At 66.2% G+C, this 16,535-nt stretch carries 11 protein-coding genes; 3 read left to right on the top strand and 8 right to left on the bottom strand.

Going from position 1 to position 16,535, the window contains the following annotated elements; translation table 11 throughout:
* The first annotated feature begins 8 nt into the window (after nt 1-8).
* On the top strand, nt 9-3,932 hold the full coding sequence (gene hrpA, locus QNO00_RS04185) for an ATP-dependent RNA helicase HrpA (protein WP_284023731.1): 3,924 nt from the start codon (nt 9-11) through the stop codon (nt 3,930-3,932).
* 21 nt (nt 3,933-3,953) lie between these two features.
* Here hrpA and QNO00_RS04190 read toward each other — a convergent pair whose 3' ends face one another.
* From QNO00_RS04190 to QNO00_RS04200, 3 genes are all read right to left on the bottom strand, one after another.
* Entirely contained in the window at nt 3,954-4,382 is a 429-nt protein-coding gene (locus QNO00_RS04190) for an HIT family protein (protein WP_229965177.1), read from the bottom strand.
* Nucleotides 4,383-4,496: 114 nt separating this feature from the next.
* On the bottom strand, nt 4,497-5,369 hold the full coding sequence (locus tag QNO00_RS04195) for a sulfurtransferase (protein ID WP_229965176.1): 873 nt from the start codon (nt 5,367-5,369) through the stop codon (nt 4,497-4,499).
* A complete protein-coding gene (locus QNO00_RS04200; RefSeq protein ID WP_229965175.1) occupies nt 5,366-6,055 on the bottom strand; it encodes an MBL fold metallo-hydrolase in 690 nt (229 codons plus the stop codon). The genes QNO00_RS04195 and QNO00_RS04200 overlap by 4 nt, the downstream gene beginning before the upstream one ends.
* A 207-nt stretch (nt 6,056-6,262) precedes the next feature.
* Between QNO00_RS04200 and QNO00_RS04205 the strand changes: the two genes are divergently transcribed.
* Nucleotides 6,263-6,697: a Fur family transcriptional regulator gene (locus QNO00_RS04205; protein WP_229965174.1), complete on the top strand. Its 435-nt coding sequence runs from the start codon at nt 6,263-6,265 to the stop codon at nt 6,695-6,697.
* A gap of 23 nt (nt 6,698-6,720) precedes the next feature.
* Here the strand turns inward: QNO00_RS04205 and QNO00_RS04210 are convergent, their stop codons facing one another.
* The 5 genes from QNO00_RS04210 to QNO00_RS04230 all read right to left on the bottom strand — a co-directional run bounded on the left by QNO00_RS04210 (nt 6,721) and on the right by QNO00_RS04230 (nt 12,070).
* Nucleotides 6,721-7,593, bottom strand: a complete 873-nt coding sequence (locus tag QNO00_RS04210; protein WP_229965173.1) for a metal ABC transporter permease — start codon at nt 7,591-7,593, stop codon at nt 6,721-6,723.
* Nucleotides 7,580-8,395 carry a metal ABC transporter ATP-binding protein gene (locus QNO00_RS04215; RefSeq protein WP_284023732.1) on the bottom strand — a complete coding sequence of 272 codons (816 nt, stop codon included), beginning with the start codon at nt 8,393-8,395 and terminating at the stop codon, nt 7,580-7,582. The genes QNO00_RS04210 and QNO00_RS04215 overlap by 14 nt, the downstream gene beginning before the upstream one ends.
* A complete protein-coding gene (locus QNO00_RS04220) occupies nt 8,392-9,396 on the bottom strand; it encodes a metal ABC transporter substrate-binding protein (RefSeq protein ID WP_284023733.1) in 1,005 nt (334 codons plus the stop codon). The genes QNO00_RS04215 and QNO00_RS04220 overlap by 4 nt, the downstream gene beginning before the upstream one ends.
* A 146-nt stretch (nt 9,397-9,542) precedes the next feature.
* Nucleotides 9,543-10,613, bottom strand: coding sequence for a hemolysin family protein (locus QNO00_RS04225; protein ID WP_229965170.1), 1,071 nt, complete (start codon nt 10,611-10,613; stop codon nt 9,543-9,545).
* Nucleotides 10,610-12,070, bottom strand: a complete 1,461-nt coding sequence (locus tag QNO00_RS04230) for a hemolysin family protein (RefSeq protein WP_229965169.1) — start codon at nt 12,068-12,070, stop codon at nt 10,610-10,612. The genes QNO00_RS04225 and QNO00_RS04230 overlap by 4 nt, the downstream gene beginning before the upstream one ends.
* A 557-nt stretch (nt 12,071-12,627) precedes the next feature.
* Here QNO00_RS04230 and QNO00_RS04235 point away from each other — a divergent pair.
* Nucleotides 12,628-16,464 (top strand): multifunctional oxoglutarate decarboxylase/oxoglutarate dehydrogenase thiamine pyrophosphate-binding subunit/dihydrolipoyllysine-residue succinyltransferase subunit, encoded by a 3,837-nt coding sequence (locus QNO00_RS04235; RefSeq protein ID WP_229965168.1) that lies wholly within the window; start codon nt 12,628-12,630, stop codon nt 16,462-16,464.
* Nucleotides 16,465-16,535: the final 71 nt, after the last annotated feature.

The raw sequence follows: 16,535 nt of genomic DNA on the forward strand, positions 1-16,535 counted from the left end.
GATCAATCATGGCACTGACTATTTCCTATCCCGCCCAGCTGCCCGTTTCGGAGCGCCGCGAAGACATCATGGCTGCGATCGCCGCCAACCAGGTGACGATCATCGCGGGCGAAACCGGTTCCGGCAAGACCACGCAGATCCCCAAAATGTGCCTGGAACTCGGGCTGGCAGAGACGGGTCTCATCGGACACACCCAGCCGCGCCGGCTCGCTGCCCGGACCGTGGCCGAGCGCATCGCCGAGGAGCTCGACGTCGAGCTCGGCGCCGAGGTGGGCTACCAGGTGCGGTTCACCGGCGAAACCAGCCGGCAGACCAAGGTCAAGCTGATGACCGACGGCATCCTGCTCGCCGAGATCCAGCACGACCGCAAGCTGAAGAAGTACAGCACCATCATCATCGATGAGGCCCACGAGCGCAGCCTGAACATCGACTTCATCCTGGGCTACCTGCGCCGGCTGCTGCCGGAACGCCCGGACCTGAAAATCATCATCACCTCGGCCACCATCGATCCCGGGCGCTTCGCCGAGCACTTCGCCGCTGACGGCAAGCCCGCGCCCATCATCGAGGTGTCCGGCCGGACCTTTCCCGTGGAGATCCGGTACCGGCCGCTGAACCAGCCCGCGGACGGCGGCTCCGACGACGAGGACTCCGACGACGAGCTCGAGGAAGACCGCGACCCGGTGGACGCCGTGTGCGACGCCGTGGAGGAACTCTCCCGCGAGGCTCCGGGCGACATCCTGATCTTCTTCTCCGGCGAACGCGAGATCCGCGACGCCGCCGACGCGCTGCGCTCCTCGGTGCAGCGGATTCCCCGGCTGCAGGGCACCGAAATCCTGCCCCTGTTCGCCCGGCTGTCGATGGCTGACCAGCACAAGGTCTTCCACCCCGGCAAGCACCGGCGCATCATCCTGGCCACCAACGTCGCCGAGACGTCGCTGACCGTGCCCGGGATCAAGTACGTCATCGACACCGGCACGGCCCGCATCTCCCGCTACTCGCACCGCACCAAGGTGCAGCGGCTGCCGATCGAGCGCATTTCCCAGGCCTCGGCCAACCAGCGCTCGGGACGCTGCGGGCGCGTCTCCGACGGCATCGCCATCCGGCTGTACTCGCAGGAGGACTTCGAGGCCCGGCCGGAATTCACCGATCCGGAAATCCTGCGCACCAACCTGGCGGCCGTCATCCTGCAGATGTCAGCCATGGGCGTTGCCAAGGGCCCCAAGGACGTCGCTGATTTTCCGTTTGTGCAGCCGCCGGATTCCAAGGCCATCAACGACGGCGCCACCCTGCTCAAGGAGCTCGGCGCACTCGAAGCCTCCGGCGCCATCACTCCGGTGGGCCGCAAGCTCTCGCAGCTGCCGGTGGACCCCCGGATGGGCCGGATGATCGTGGAGGCCGGCGCCCGCGGCTGCGCCAAGGAAGTCATGGTGCTCACCGCCGCCCTGACCATCCAGGATCCGCGCGAACGGCCGAACAAGGACGACGCCGCCCGGGCCCAGAAGGCCGCCGAACTGCACAAGCGGTTCGTGGATGAGAACTCCGACTTCACCGGCTACCTGAACCTCTGGCGCTACCTGCAGGACAAGCAGAAGGAACTCTCCTCCTCCGCGTTCCGGCGGATGTGCAAGAACGAGTTCCTGAACTACGTCCGCATCCGGGAATGGCAGGACCTGTTTGCGCAGCTGCGCCAGATCGCCAAGCCGCTGGGCATCACGCTCAGCCCGGATCCGGTGGACCCGGTGGCGCACGACAAGGAAATTCACATGAGCCTGCTCGCCGGCCTGCTCAGCCATATCGGCCTGTACGACCAGCGCAAGCGGGAGTACGCCGGCGCCCGCGGCACCCGGTTCGCCGTCTTCCCCGGCTCCGCGCTGTTCAAAAAGACCCCGGACTGGGTGATGGCCGCCGAACTGGTGGAGACCTCCCGGCTCTGGGCCCGCGTCGCCGCGAAGTTCGATCCGCTCTGGGTCGAGGAAGTGGCCCCGCACCTGATCAAGCGCAGCTACAGCGAACCGCACTGGTCCAAGAGCCGCGGTTCGGTGATGGCCTACGAGAAGGTCACGCTGTACGGCGTGCCGGTCATTCCGCAGCGCAGCATCAACTACGGCCGGGTCGATCCGGAGCTGTCCCGCGAGATGTTCATCCGCCATGCCCTGGTGGAGGGCGACTGGCGCACGCACCACAAGTTCTTCCACCGCAACCAGGCGCTGCTGGCCGAGGTGGAGGAACTGGAGAACCGGGTCCGCCGCCGCGGCCTGCGGGTGGACGATGAGACCCTGTTCGAGTTCTACGACGAGCGCGTCGGCAAGGAAGTGGTCTCCGAACGGCACTTCGACAAGTGGTGGAAGGGCGCGCGGCACGAGAACCCGGCGCTGCTGGACTTCGATCCCGAGGCGCTGCGCACCGACGACGCCGCCGGCCTGGATGAGAACGACTTCCCGAAGATCTTCACCTACGGCGATTTCCAGCTGCCGATGACCTACGAGTTCTCCCCGGGCGTCGCGGGAGCCGGCGACGGCGTGAGCGTCGAGGTGCCCGTGCTGTTCCTGAACCAGCTGGATCCCGAGCCGTTCAAGTGGCAGATTCCCGGTCTGCGCGCCGAACTGATCACCGCGCTGATCAAGTCCCTGCCCAAGGCTGTCCGCAAGAACTTCATCCCGGCGCCGGACGTGGCCCGGGCAGCCGCCGCGGCGCTGGCCGAGAACTTCGACCCCGCCTCCGACGCCCTGGAACCGTCCCTGGAACTGGCCCTGCGCCGGCTCAAGGGGCACATCATTCCGCCCGGTTCCTGGAACTGGGAAGCCGTCCCCGAACACCTGCGGATGAGCTTCTCGGTGGTGGACGGTTCCGGAAAGGTCCTCGACGAAGGCAAGGACCTCGCTGCCCTGCAGGAATCCCTGGCCCCTGCCACCCGCCGTGCCATTGCCGAGTCGCTGGGCGCCACCCCGAAAACGGTGACGTCCAAGGGACCCGGCCAGCGGGCCGGAAAGGGCAAGGGGGCCGGAGCCGCCGGCAGCGCCGGGCAGCGGCAGCCGGAAACCGCCGGAGCCGGGCCGTCGCTGGCCGAGAAATCGGGGCTGACCGAGTGGAGCGTCGGCACCGTGGACAGGCAGGTGCAGCGCCTCGTGGCGGGGCACATGGTCACCGGCTATCCGGCACTGGTCGATGAGGGGAAAACCGTCGGCCTGCGGATGTTCCAAAATGCCGGGGAACAGGCAGTCGCCATGCGCGGCGGCGTCATCCGGCTGCTGGTGCTGCGCGTTCCCAGCCCGGCCAAATACGTGCTGGAGCACCTGAGCAACACCGAGAAGCTGACTTTCAGCCAGAATCCGCACGGTTCAGTGGCGGCCCTGATTGAGGACTGCACGCTGGCGGCGGTGGACAAGCTCACTCCCGAGGCGCTCCCCTGGACCCGCACCGAATTCGATGAACTGTATGAGAAGGTCCGTGCCGAGCTGATCGACACGGTCTTCACGGTAACCGCCACGGTGGAGAAGATTCTCTCCAGCACCCGCCGGATCACCAAGGCGCTGAAGGGCACGCAGTCCCTGGCCCTGATCAGCGCCCTCAATGACATCCGCGCCCAGCTGGATTCACTGGTCTACCCCGGGTTTGTCGCCCGCACCGGGTACGCCCAGCTGACGCACCTGCCGCGGTATCTGGCCGGCATCGAGCGCCGTCTGGAGAAGCTGCCCACCAATGTCCAGCGCGACGCGCAGCAGATGGCGGTGGTGCAGGCACTGGAAGACGACTACGACGACGCCGTGGCGGCGCTGCTGCCCGGAGCCGGCACCCCGCCCGCGCTCACCGAGGTCCGCTGGATGATCGAGGAGCTGCGGATCAGTTTCTTTGCGCAGGAGCTGGGCACGGTGCGGTCCGTGTCGGAAAAGCGCATCCGGACCGCGCTGAACGCTGCACTCGCCCCGGCCTAGTCCGGCCGGGGCGGGTCCCGCTTACTGCGCCGGTACGACGTCGCCGTGTCCGGCCGCCCGCAGCGCTTCCCGGAGCTTGTCCGCGCTGGCAGCCATCCGCTCGGGGTCCGGGTTGGACTCCGCCTTGCTGAAGTCGAAGTCCTGCAGGGAGTTGGTGGGCCAGACGTGCAGGTGCAGGTGGTCGACCTCAAACCCGGCGATGCTGAGGCCGGCCCGCTCGGAGCCGAAAGCCGCGATCTGGGCCCGGCCGATGGCCTGCGCCACTGACGTCAGTTTTTGCAGCAGCTCCGGCGGGGCGTCGGTCCATTTGTCGATCTCCTGCCGCGGAACCACCAGGGTGTGTCCGTCGCTGAGCGGACCGATGCTCAGGAACGCCACCACGTCATCGTCCTTCCAGACGAACCGGCCGGGAATTTCGCCGTTGATGATCTTGGTGAAGAGGGTGGGCATGGTTGCTCCTTCGGAAGGGGTGGCGGAGGCTGGTGCGCTGCCGGACGGCACAGCATCAGGCACCACCAGGTGCAGCGGCGGGGGTACGGGACGGCCTCTCATCATGATTAGACGCTATCGCCTTTGCCCGGTTCCGGGCCATTCGCCCGGTTTCTGCCCCACGGCCACCGGAGATCCCTTCGTGGAGGACCACTGCGACCAGGATCCGGGGTAGAGCGCTGCCCGGTAGCCGGCAAGTTCCAGCGCCGCCACCTCATGGGCGGCCGTAACGCCGGAGCCGCAGTACACGCCCACCGGGGCATCCGGGCGCACCCCCAGAGCCTCAAAGGATGCCCGCAGCTCTTCGGGTGAGCGGAACGTTCCCTCGGCAGTCAGGTTCCCCGCCGACGGCGCGCTGACCGCCCCGGGAATGTGCCCGGCAAGCGGGTCCACGGGCTCGCGGTCGCCGCGGTAGCGTTCCCGGGCCCGCGCGTCGAGCAGCTTTCCGCCGCTTATCAGCGCGGGGACGTCCCACATTTCCAGGACCGGCATCTTCCCCCAGGTCAGCTCCGCATCACCGGGCTTCGGCACCACTGTCCCGCCTTCCAGGGCCAAACCGGCACGGTGCCAGGCCACGACTCCCCCGTCGAGCAGGTACACGGAGTCCAGCCCGGCGTGCCGCAACAGCCACCAGGCCCGGGCGGCCGAGGTGCCGCCGACGGCGTCGTAAGCCACCACGGTGTCGCCCTGCGAGATTCCCCAGCCCCGGGCAATCTCTGCGAATTCCTGCGGATCGGGCAGCGGATGCCGGCCCGCGGCGCCCTTTCCTGGCGGTGCGGCCAGTTCCTTTTCCAGGTCCACATACACGGCGCCGGGGATGTGGCCGCGCTGGTACTGCTTGTTTCCGTCGGTGCTGCCCAGCGCCCACCGCACATCCAGCAGGACCACTGATTGCCCTGATGCCAACAGTTCCTGCAGGCCCGGAACATCAATGAGCGGCCCGCTCATACCTCGACCGACTCGCCCGCGGACAGGTGCCGGTAGACGGTCCCGTACAGTTCCCCGAACCGGGTGACGTGCCCTTCGGCGACGTTCAGTCCGTTTTCGTTGAGCAGTGCGTCGTGGATGGGGTAGGCCCGTTCCGCGCCGCAGGCAATGACAAAGTCGATGACTTCCCCGACCTTGGACCACGGCGCGTGGATGGGCACCAGCAGGGTCCGGACGGTGAGTCCGTTGGGCACCACGAAGGAGTCCCCCGGATGGTAGAGCGTTCCGTCAATCAGGTAGCCCACGTTGGCTACCACCGGGACCAGGGAATGGATCAGGGCATGCTGCCCGCCGAAGGACTGCACCTCGAAGCCGGCAACGGAAAAGGTGCTGTTCGGCTCCACGTCGAGGATTCGGCCTGCCGGGCCCTCGGCGTCGCTGCCGCTGCCGCTGCTGTCTCCGGCCGCCGCCGCGCGCAGTCCGGCGGCCAGCGCCGCCGGCGCGTACAGCACCAGGGACGTGTTCGCGCGGAGCTGCGCCAAGACCCGGTCCCGGTCCAAATGATCGGCGTGTTCATGGGTGATCAGGACGGCATGCGCGCCGGTGAGGGCCTCCTCCACTTCCGAAAAAGTGCCGGGGTCCAGCACCAGGACATTGCCGTCGCGCTCCAGGCGCACGCAGGAGTGGGTGTACTTGGTCAGTTTCATACGGTCAGAGTACCCCTCGGTTCTCTTGACCGGACCCGTAGCGGCGGGCAAGCCGGGCAGCGGATGGGCGGCCCGGGGCCCTGCCCTGTCCGGTGCGATAATCTGTAAGTTGCGCCGGCCCCGGTCGGTGAGTTCAGTTCAGCTGCCGGTGCAGCTTCCGGATTATCCGGCCCGCCGGCCCGGGCATCACCGTTCCAAGGAGTGAGCATGTCATCCGAGACGTCCCAGCCCGCCAAGCGCGGCCCGGAGCAGCGGGTCACACGCCAGCGCCTGGCGGTGGGCCGAACCCTGGATGAGCTCGATGACTTCATCAGCACGCAGGAGCTTTACCGCCTGCTGCACGAGCGCGGCGACAGCATTTCCTTGGCCACGACCTACCGCATTCTCCAGTCCATGGCCGAGGACAACCAGGTGGACGTGCTCCGCAACGGCGAGGGCGAGGCGCTCTACCGCCGCTGCGCCGTCGAGCACCACCATCATCACCTGGTGTGCCGCAGCTGCGGCAAAGCGGTGGAAGTCGAGGCACCGGCCGTGGAGGCCTGGGCCGCGGGCCTGGGTGCCCAGTACGGCTTCACCGAGGTTGCCCACACAGTGGAGATCTTCGGACTCTGCCCTGAATGTTCGGAAGCGTCAGGGTCCTAGGCGCGGATTCTTCAGCGTTGCCGCTAGGCGGCGGCCGCGCCCGTCCGGACCCGCCCCCTGGTGCGGCTGCGCTTGATGAGCCGGCAAGCCAGGTAGATCAGGAACGAGATCGTCGTGATGTACGGGCTGATCGAAATCCGTCCGCCCAGCGCCAGCAGGATGCCGCCCACGGATGAGGCCACGGCAAACAGCACGCTGAGCAGCACCACCAGCCGCGGGGAGGACGTCACCAGCAGCGCGGCCGCCGAGGGCGTGATCAGCAGCGACAGCACGAGCAGGGCGCCGACAACCTGGATCGACAGGGCAACCGACAGCCCCAGCAGGATCATGAAGACAATGGACAGCACGCGCACCGGGACGCCTCGTGCTTCGGCCAGTTCCGGGTCGGCGCTGGCGAAGGTCAGCGGCCGCCAGATCAGGACAAGACCGGCCATGACGACGACGGCGGTGCCGGCCAGCAGGTTCAGCTGCACGGTGTCCACGGCAACGATCTGCCCGGTCAGCAGCCCGAATTTGTTGGCCGACCGGCCCTCGTAGAGGCCAAGGAACAGGATCCCCAGGCCGAGGCCGAACGGCATGATGACGCCCGTCACCGAGTTGCGGTCCCGCGCTTTCAGCCCCATCACGGCCAGCAGGAGCGCGGCGGCCACGGAACCGATGAGGGAACCAAGGACCACGTTGGCGCCGATCAGCAGCGCAAAAGCTGCACCGGCGAAGGACAGTTCGGCGATCCCGTGCACTGCGAAGGCAAGATCGCGCATCAGGACAAAGGTGCCGATCAGCCCGCCCACGAGCCCAAGGATCGCGGCAGCCCAGATGGAATTGGTGACCAGCGGCAGCAGCTGCCCGTAGTCGCTGAAGTCGAAGACGGCGGAGAAGAATTCACGCAAGTCCATGCTCGTCCTCGCTTTCTCCGTGTACGTGGGTGGTGGCGTCGGGGATGCCGAGGACAACGATCCGGCCGTGGCTGCGGAGCACTTCCACCCGGCTGCCGTACATTTCGGACAGCACATCCGAACGGAGCACTTCCGCCGGCGTGCCGGTGCGGAAGGTGCCGCCGGCCAGGTACAGGACGCGGTCCACGTAGTCGATCACGGGATTGATCTCGTGGGTCACAAACACCACGGCGGAACCCTGCTCGTGGCACCTCCGGTCGATCAGCGCACTGATGGCCTGCTGGTGGTGCAGATCCAGGGACAGCAGCGGCTCGTCGCACAGCAGCAGGTCGGGGTCAGTGGCCAGCGCCTGGGCAGCGCGCAGCCGTTGAACCTCGCCGCCCGAGAGCAGGCCCACCGGCTCATTGGCGTATCTGGTGGCTCCGACCTGTTCCAGCAGCTGGTCAACGCGGCGCCGAACGGGTGCCCGCTTCAGGCGCAGCCCCCAGTTGTTGCCGTCCACGCCCAGGCCCACGAGGTCCCGGGCCCGCAGCGGGGTTCCCGGTCCAAAGGCTTTCTGCTGGGGGATGTAGCCGATGTCGGGGCTGCCGCGCCTGGCTGGCTGCCCATTGATCTCCACTGAGCCCTGGGTGAGCTCCTGCAGCCCCAGCAGGACTTTGAGGAAACTGGTCTTGCCGGACCCGTTGGGCCCCAGCACGGCGAGGAATTCACCGGCCCTGATGTCCAGGTCCAGTCCGTCCCACAGGGTCCGGCGCCCGAAGGACAGCCCCGCGTTCCGCAGGCGTACTACCGGACCGGTCACCGCAGCACGTCGTCGATGGAAGCCACGTTTTCGCCCATCCAGGTCAGGTAGTCCGAGCCTTCGGGAAGGGTTTCGGAGAAGTCCAGGACCGGGACGCCGGCCTCTTCCGCCGTGGTGCGGACAGCTTCGGTTTGTGACGTTGCAGTCTGGGTGTTGAAGGCCAGGAAGGCAATCGAACCGGAACGCAGCAGTTCCTGCAGCTCGTTCAGCACGGCCGGGGGGACGTCGGAGCCCGCCTCGACGGCCGACGTGAAGTCGGCCGGAGTGACGTTGTGCAGGCCGGCGGCTTCGAAGAGATACTCGGGAACGGGTTCGGTGACGGCCACATTCCGCCCGCCCGCTGCCGCCTTGTCTTCGGCCAGGTCAGCAGTGAGGTCCGTTATGCCGTCCTCAAATTCAGCGGCGTTGTCGCGGTAGGCGGATGCATTGTCCGGGTCCAGGACTGCCAGGCGTTCCGCTGCGGCTTCGGCGAGCAGCCCCATCGCTTCGGGGCTGTACCAGACGTGTTCGTTGAAGGACCCGTGCTCGTGCCCGCCATGGTCATGGTCATGGTCATCGCCCTCCGATTCGGCTGAGGCATCCGGGGACGCGCCGGCGCCGTCGTCGTGGGTTTCGGCGTCCTCCAGTCCGGAGATTTCGACCGCGTTGAGGACGTCGGCGCTGTCGATGCCGGCGTCGGCAACCAGCTGTTCCATGAAGGTGTCGAATCCTCCGCCGTTAAGCACCACCAGGTCGGCATCGGTGACGGCCAGCTTGTCGCGGGCCGAGGCCTCGTAGGAGTGCGGATCCTGGCTCGGCCGGTCGATGATCGACGTGACGTTGACGGCGTCCCCGCCCACGGTCTCCATGATGTTGCCGTACACGTTGGTGGAGGCAACGATGTCAAGTGTGTCCTCCCCCGTGCCGGCGGAATCGGAGTCCGGGCTTGCCGAACAGCCGGTCAGGGCAAGGGCTCCGCCGGTCAGGAGGACCCCGGCAAGACGGACGGAGAAGCGTTGCATAAGTGTTGGTGTCCCTGTTCCGGCGTGGATGGTGAAGATTAAAAGAGTCTGGCGGGAGCCCTGCGCTGCAGAACTCCCACCAGCATAACCTAAACGCGAATCATTCGCATCAAAGCCTGCGTTGTTGCCGCGGGCCCGCCCGGGACCTATTCCGAGTAGCTTTCTCCGGACCGGCGGAAGCCCTGCGCCTGGGTGGCATCCCGGATCTCGCCCACCAGCTGCTCAATGATGTCCTCCAGGAAGAGCACTCCGCGCGTCTGGTTGTCCGGGCCCAAAACACGCGCCAGGTGGGAACCGGTGCGCTGCATGGTGGCCAGGGCGTGCTCGATTTCGTCGTCCAGCCGAAGGTTCGCCAGGGTCCGCACCTTGTTCTCGGTCAGCGGCCGGTCGTAGGCATCGGCCGGAATGGCCATGATGTCCTTCAGGTGCATGTAGCCCGTCAGGTTTCCCTGCTCGTCCATGAGGACAAACCGGGAGAACCCGGTGCGTCCCACCGCCTTCTCGAACTCCGCCGGAGTGGTGTCCGTGCGCAGCGTGACGAGCTCGTCGAGCGGAACCATGACGGTGCCCGCCGACTGCCCGGAAAACTCCAGGGCACCGGAGATGACTCCGGAGTCATCGGCAACTGTCCCGTGCTTGGTGGATTCCTCCACGATCGACTGCATCTCCTCCAGCGTGAACGCCGAGGCAACCTCGTCCTTGGGCGTGATGCCCATGGCCCGCAGTGCGTGGTTCGCCAGCCAGTTCAGGCTGAAGATGATCGGCCGCACCACCCGGGAAATGAGCACCAGCGGGGGCGCCAGCAGGAGCGCCGCCCGGTCTGCCACGGACACGGAAATGTTCTTCGGAACCATCTCCCCGAAGGTCACGTGCAGGAAGGTAACGATCAGCAGGGCCACCAGGAACCCGGCGCCGTCGGCGATTTCCACCGGCAGCCCAATGGCCTCCAGCGGAGCAGCCAGCAGATGGTGGATTGCCGGTTCGGCCACGGAGAGGATCAGCAGCGAGCACACGGTGATGCCCAGCTGCGCGCAAGCGAGCATCAGGGACACATGTTCCATGGCCCAGAGCGTGGTCTTTGCCCGCTTGGAGCCGGCGTCGGCCAGCGGTTCTATCTGGCTGCGGCGGGCCGACATCACGGCAAACTCGCTGCCCACGAAGAAGGCGTTGCCGATCAGCAGCACCACCAGCCAGAAAATGCCCATCAGGTCACTCATCGCTGGTCCCCCTTGCCGGCGGCATCCTTCGCCGCTGATCTTTTCGCTGCGGCATCCTGAACTGCGGCTTCCCGAGCTGCGGCCTGCCGCGCAGCGGACTGTGTGCCGGACTCCTGCCCGGGTGGCTGCACGCTTTCATCGGCTGCGGCGGGATCGTCCTCGTTTTCCTGCGGAACGAAACTGACGCGGTCGATCCGGCGCCCGTCCATGCGCTCGACCTCCAGCAGGCCGCCGTCGACCTCCACGTGGTCACCCGCCCGGCCAATCCGTCCGAGCTCGGCCATGATGTATCCGCCCACGGTCTCGTAACCGGCTTCGTCCGGGATGTTCAGCAGCGGCACCAGCCGGGAGACTTCATCAGGCCGCATGATGCCGGGGAAATACCAGGCGCCCGCCGCACTTTGCAGCACCCCGGGCTTGATCTTGTCGTGTTCGTCGGAGACTTCTCCGACAATCTCCTCCACGAGGTCTTCCAGCGTGGCGACGCCGGCGGTTCCGCCCCACTCGTCGAGGACGACGGCGAGCTGGAGGTTGGCTCCGCGCAGTTCGGAAAGCAGGCTGTCCAGGTGAACCGTCTCCGGCACGCGCAGCACCTCGCTCATGATGGCGCCGGCGGGGAGGTGGTCCCGCCGGCTGCGCGGCACGGCCACCGCCTTCTTGACGTGGACCACGCCGCGGATGTCATCCGGGGAATCCCCGAGGACGGGAAAGCGGGAATAGCCGGTTCGTCGGGCGGCCTCGATGACATCGGCCACCGACTGCTCGGAATCAATGGTCTCCAGCCGGATGCGGGGCGTCATGACATCCGCAGCCGTACGCTCCGCAAACGAAAAGGTGCGGGACAGGAAGTTTGCGGTGCCCTGGTCCAGAGTGCCCATTTCGGCCGAGCGGCGGACCATGGAGGACAACTCGGCGGGCGTACGCGCGCCGGTCACCTCTTCCTTGGCCTCCAAGCCGAAGAGGTGCAGCACCTTGTTGGAGAATCCGTTCAGCAGCAGGATGGCCGGCTTGAACAGCACGGTGAACGCCAGCTGAGGACGGGCCAGGGCCCGTCCCATGCGGAAGGGCAGCGAAATGGACATGTTCTTGGGGATGAGCTCACCCAGCAGCATGGACAGGAAGGTCGCGAGAATCATGGCGGCCACTACCGAGACGGAGTCCACGGCGACGGGCGGCAGTCCCAGACCGGCCAGCGGAGGCTGCAGCAGCCTGCCCACCGAGGGCTCCATGACAAATCCGGTGAGCAGCGTCGTCAGGGTAATGCCCAGCTGGCAGCTGGAGAGCTGGGTGGACAGGGAAGTCAGGCAGCGCAGCAGCGGCTCTGCCGCCTTGTCGCCGTTTTCCACCGCGCGGCGGACCGTCGGCTGGTCCAGTGCCACCAGGGAAAACTCGACTGCCACAAAAAAACCGGTGCCGAGAATCAGCACCAGGCCAAAGGCTAGATACAGCCATTCCATATTAGGCCTCCACCGCAACTGGGCGGCGGAACAGTTCCGCGGCCGGATCGGTTCCGGAAGTTCCGGGGAAACGAAGGGTTGGAGAATTATCGCTGCGCGGTGCAGGCGGAGGATGATCGGCCGAGGCCGGTCTGGAAGGCTCCGATGCGGCAGGAGGGGTTCGGTGCGTCTGGGTTCGGGCGTGGCCGGCTCTGTGCGAGCGGTCCGCAGGAGCTGCGGACCGGGTTGCAGGCCGGCGCCTAGAGAAACTGTCCATAGATTTTCCAGTTTACAGGTTTGAATTTTCGCCGCCACAGGCCGCCACAAGTACACACATTGCAGACACCGGCGCCCCTGCGCTTCGGAGCGGCCGTTGTTCGGGGCCGGGGGCCGGCGGAGCAGGAACGTGATGGATGTCAAACGGGAATTGGCCAGTTGTCCCGAAATGTCACTAGACTGGCATGAAGTCTCGGTCACTGCTCACCGGCCGAGCCGCACCAGTGAGCTTTGTGGGTTTCAGCCCTCAGACATGGTGCCAATCAGGGCAAAAGGCAACTCATGGAAGAGGCGTATTAACAGTGCCAGACCAATCCAACCACCGGCTGCCGGAAGAATTCGGCGGCAACGAGTGGCTTGTCGATGAACTCTACGAGCAGTACCTGAAGGATAAAAACTCGGTTGACAAGAAGTGGTGGAGCATCTTCGACTCCTTCAAGGACGGCGAGGCGCAGGGCTCCGGCACCGCCGGAAACGGCTCCGCTGCCAACGGCTCCGCCCCTCGGGAACAGTCGGCCGCCAACCCGGCCACGCGCCAGCTTCCGGTAGTGCAGGCTGAAGCGGCCAAGCCGAAGGCCTCCGGGGAATCCCCTGCTTCGACCCAGCAGTCCGGCAAGCCCCCGGTCGCCAAGGAAACGGCAGCACCGAATTCCGCTGCCAAGGATTCCAAGCCCGCCGAGGCGAAAGCCGAAGCTGAGAGCAAGACTCCTCCGATTCCGGCCCAGCTGCCCAAGACCCAGCCCAACAAAGCGGCGACTGAGGATGACAAGGTCAGTGTCCTGCGCGGCCCGGCCAAGGCCATCGCCACCAACATGGACCTCAGCCTGAGCGTTCCCACGGCCACCACGGTCCGTGCCGTTCCGGCCAAGCTGCTGATTGACAACCGGATCGTCATCAACAGCCATCTTGAGCGCGCCCGCGGCGGCAAGGTGTCCTTCACCCACCTGCTTGGCTACGCCATCATCCGTGCGGCCGCCATGTTCCCGTCCCAGAACGTGTATTACGACGTCGTGGACGGCAAGCCCGTTGCTGTCCAGCCTGCGCACGTAAACTTCGGCCTGGCCATTGACATGCCCAAGCCGGACGGCACCCGTCTCCTCGTGGTCCCGAACATCAAGAAGGCCGAGACCCTGAACTTCTCGGAGTTCTGGCATGCCTACGAAGAGCTCGTGAAGAAGGCCCGCAACGGCAAGCTCACGGCTGACGATTACAAGGGCACCACCATTTCTCTGACCAACCCGGGCGGCATCGGAACGGTCCACTCCGTGCCGCGCCTCTCCAAGGGCCAGGCCTGCATCATCGGCGCCGGCGCCCTTGACTATCCGGCAGAGTTCCAGGGGTCCAGCGAGAAGATCCTGGCGCGCAACGCCATTTCCAAGATCATCACCCTGACCTCCACCTATGACCACCGCGTCATTCAGGGTGCCGGCAGCGGAGAGTTCCTGCGCATTATTCACCAGCTGCTCCTCGGCGAGCAGGGCTTCTATGACGAGATCTTCGAATCGCTGCGCATCCCGTACGAGCCGGTCCGCTGGAGCCCTGACATCCAGGTCAACCCGGAAGAGCAGATCAACAAGGTTGCGCGCATCCAGCAGCTGATCCACTCCTACCGCGTCCGCGGCCACCTGATGGCCGATACCAACCCGCTGGAATATGTTCAGCGCCGCCACGCCGACCTGGACATCCTGAACCACGGCCTGACGCTGTGGGACCTGGACCGCGAGTGGCCCACCGGCGGTTTCGGCGGCAAGCCGATGCTGAAGCTGCGCAAGATCCTCGGCGTGCTCCGCGATGCCTACTGCCGCACCGCGGGCATCGAGTACATGCACATCCAGGACCCGGCCGAGCGCGAGTGGTTCCAGGACCGCCTGGAGACCAAGTACAGCAAGCCGACCCGCGAAGAGCAGCTGCGCATCCTGAGCAAGCTCAACGCGGCCGAGGCCTTCGAGACGTTCTTGCAGACGAAGTTCGTCGGCCAGAAGCGCTTCTCGCTTGAAGGCGGCGAATCCCTGATTCCGCTCCTGGACACCGTGATTTCAGGCGCGGCCGACGACGGCATGTCCGAAGTCGGCATCGGCATGGCCCACCGCGGCCGGCTGAACGTGCTGACCAACATCGCCGGCAAGACCTATGCCCAGGTCTTCCGCGAATTCGAAGGCACCCAGGACCCGCGCAGCGTGCAGGGCTCCGGTGACGTCAAGTACCACCTCGGCACCGAAGGCACCTTCACCTCCGACAACGGCAACCAGACCAAGGTCTATCTGGCCGCCAACCCCTCGCACCTCGAAGCCGGGGACTCCGTCCTCGAAGGCATCGTGCGGGCCAAGCAGGACCGGCTGGACAAGGGCGACGAATTCCCCGTCCTGCCGATCCTCATCCACGGCGACGCGGCCTTCGCCGGCCAGGGCGTGGTTGCGGAAACCCTGAACCTGTCCCAGCTGCGCGGCTACCGCACCGGCGGAACCATCCACATTGTGGTGAACAACCAGGTCGGCTTCACCACCTCCCCCACGTCATCTCGGTCCTCGGTGTACTCCACCGATGTCGCCAAGATGGTTCAGGCACCGATCTTCCATGTGAACGGTGACGATCCGGAGCAGGTGGTGCGCATTGCTCAGCTGGCCTACGACTACCGGCAGCGCTTCAACAAGGATGTCGTCATCGACATGGTTTGCTACCGCCGCCGCGGCCACAACGAGGGTGATGATCCCTCGATGACGCAGCCCATGATGTACAGCCTGATCGAGGCGAAGCGCTCGGTGCGCAAGCTGTACACCGAGTCCCTGATCGGACGCGGTGACATCAGCCAGGAAGAGGCCGAACAGGCACTGCGTGACTACCAGGGCCGGCTGGAACGGGTCTTTGCTGAAACGCACGCCGCCCAGACCTCTCCCCTGCCGGTCATCACCAAGGACACCGAAGCCGTTTCCGATCTGGAGCGCCCCGCGTCCCAGCAGGAAGGCAGCACCATCGTGTCGCCGGCCTCCACGGCCATCTCCGCCGAGGTCCTGGCGCACATCGGCAAGGCCCACATCGCCGTGCCCGAAGGCTTCACCGTCCATCCGAAGCTCAAGGCCCTGCTGGAGAAGCGCGAGCAGATGTCGCGTGAAGGCGGCATCGACTGGGGCTTCGCCGAAATTGCCGCGTTCGGCTCCCTGGTCATGGAAGGCGTGCCCGTACGCCTGGCAGGACAGGACTCGCGCCGCGGCACGTTCACCCAGCGCCATGCCACCTTCCACGACCGCGCCACCGGCGCCGAGTGGACGCCCCTGGCCGAGCTTGACCCGAACCAGGCAAAGCTGTGGATCTACGATTCGCTGCTTTCGGAATTCGCCGCCATGGGCTTCGAATACGGTTACTCGGTGGAGCGCCCGGACGCCCTCGTGCTGTGGGAGGCTCAGTTCGGCGACTTCGTCAACGGCGCCCAGACCATCATCGACGAGTTCATTTCCTCCGCCGAGCAGAAGTGGGGCCAGCGCTCGTCGCTGGTGCTGATGCTGCCGCACGGCTACGAGGGACAGGGCCCGGACCATTCCTCGGCCCGGATCGAGCGTTTCCTGCAGATGTGCGCCGAGGACAACATGATTGTTGCCAACCCCACCACGGGAGCCTCGCACTTCCATCTGCTGCGGCGCCAGGCCTACAGCCGTCCGCGCAAGCCGCTGATCATCTTCACGCCGAAGCAGCTGCTTCGCCTCAAGGCGGCGGCAACCTCGGTTGAGGACTTCACCCAGGGTTCGTTCCAGCCGGTCATTCCGGAACACGCGGACCTTGACGCGAACGCCGTCGAACGCGTGCTCCTGGTCTCCGGCCGCCTGTACTACGATCTGCTGGCCAACCGCCAGAAGACCGGCGACGAGAAGACGGCGATCGTCCGCGTCGAGCAGCTTTACCCGCTGCCCGCAGCGGAGATCCAAGCCGCGATCTCCAAGTACCCGAACGCCGACGTCGTCTGGGCACAGGACGAACCCGCCAACCAGGGTCCGTGGCCGTTCATCGGCCTGAACCTGCCGGCACAGCTGGACCGGCCGCTGCGCCTGGTCTCGCGTCCGGCATCGGCGTCCACGGCGACCGGCTCGGCCAAGCGCCACGCCGTCGAGCAGGACATCCTTGTCAAGAAGGCCTTCGAACGCCAGTAGGCTAAGTTGGGGTGGGGGGCCGGGGGGGCCCCCCCCCCGTTTTTTTTTACCGAGAAGGCTGATAGTTGAAA

This window comes from Arthrobacter sp. zg-Y1219, from assembly GCF_030125545.1.
Lineage (GTDB): Bacteria > Actinomycetota > Actinomycetes > Actinomycetales > Micrococcaceae > Arthrobacter_B.

Excerpts from the sequence above, each read along its gene's own strand:
- hrpA (WP_284023731.1), top strand. The coding sequence starts at position 9 with ATGGCACTGACTATTTCCTATCCCGCCCAGCTGCCCGTTTCGGAGCGC.
- QNO00_RS04190 (WP_229965177.1), bottom strand. The coding sequence starts at position 4,382 with ATGCCCACCCTCTTCACCAAGATCATCAACGGCGAAATTCCCGGCCGG.
- QNO00_RS04195 (WP_229965176.1), bottom strand. The coding sequence starts at position 5,369 with ATGAGCGGGCCGCTCATTGATGTTCCGGGCCTGCAGGAACTGTTGGCA.
- QNO00_RS04200 (WP_229965175.1), bottom strand. The coding sequence starts at position 6,055 with ATGAAACTGACCAAGTACACCCACTCCTGCGTGCGCCTGGAGCGCGAC.
- QNO00_RS04205 (WP_229965174.1), top strand. The coding sequence starts at position 6,263 with ATGTCATCCGAGACGTCCCAGCCCGCCAAGCGCGGCCCGGAGCAGCGG.
- QNO00_RS04210 (WP_229965173.1), bottom strand. The coding sequence starts at position 7,593 with ATGGACTTGCGTGAATTCTTCTCCGCCGTCTTCGACTTCAGCGACTAC.
- QNO00_RS04220 (WP_284023733.1), bottom strand. The coding sequence starts at position 9,396 with ATGCAACGCTTCTCCGTCCGTCTTGCCGGGGTCCTCCTGACCGGCGGA.
- QNO00_RS04225 (WP_229965170.1), bottom strand. The coding sequence starts at position 10,613 with ATGAGTGACCTGATGGGCATTTTCTGGCTGGTGGTGCTGCTGATCGGC.
- QNO00_RS04230 (WP_229965169.1), bottom strand. The coding sequence starts at position 12,070 with ATGGAATGGCTGTATCTAGCCTTTGGCCTGGTGCTGATTCTCGGCACC.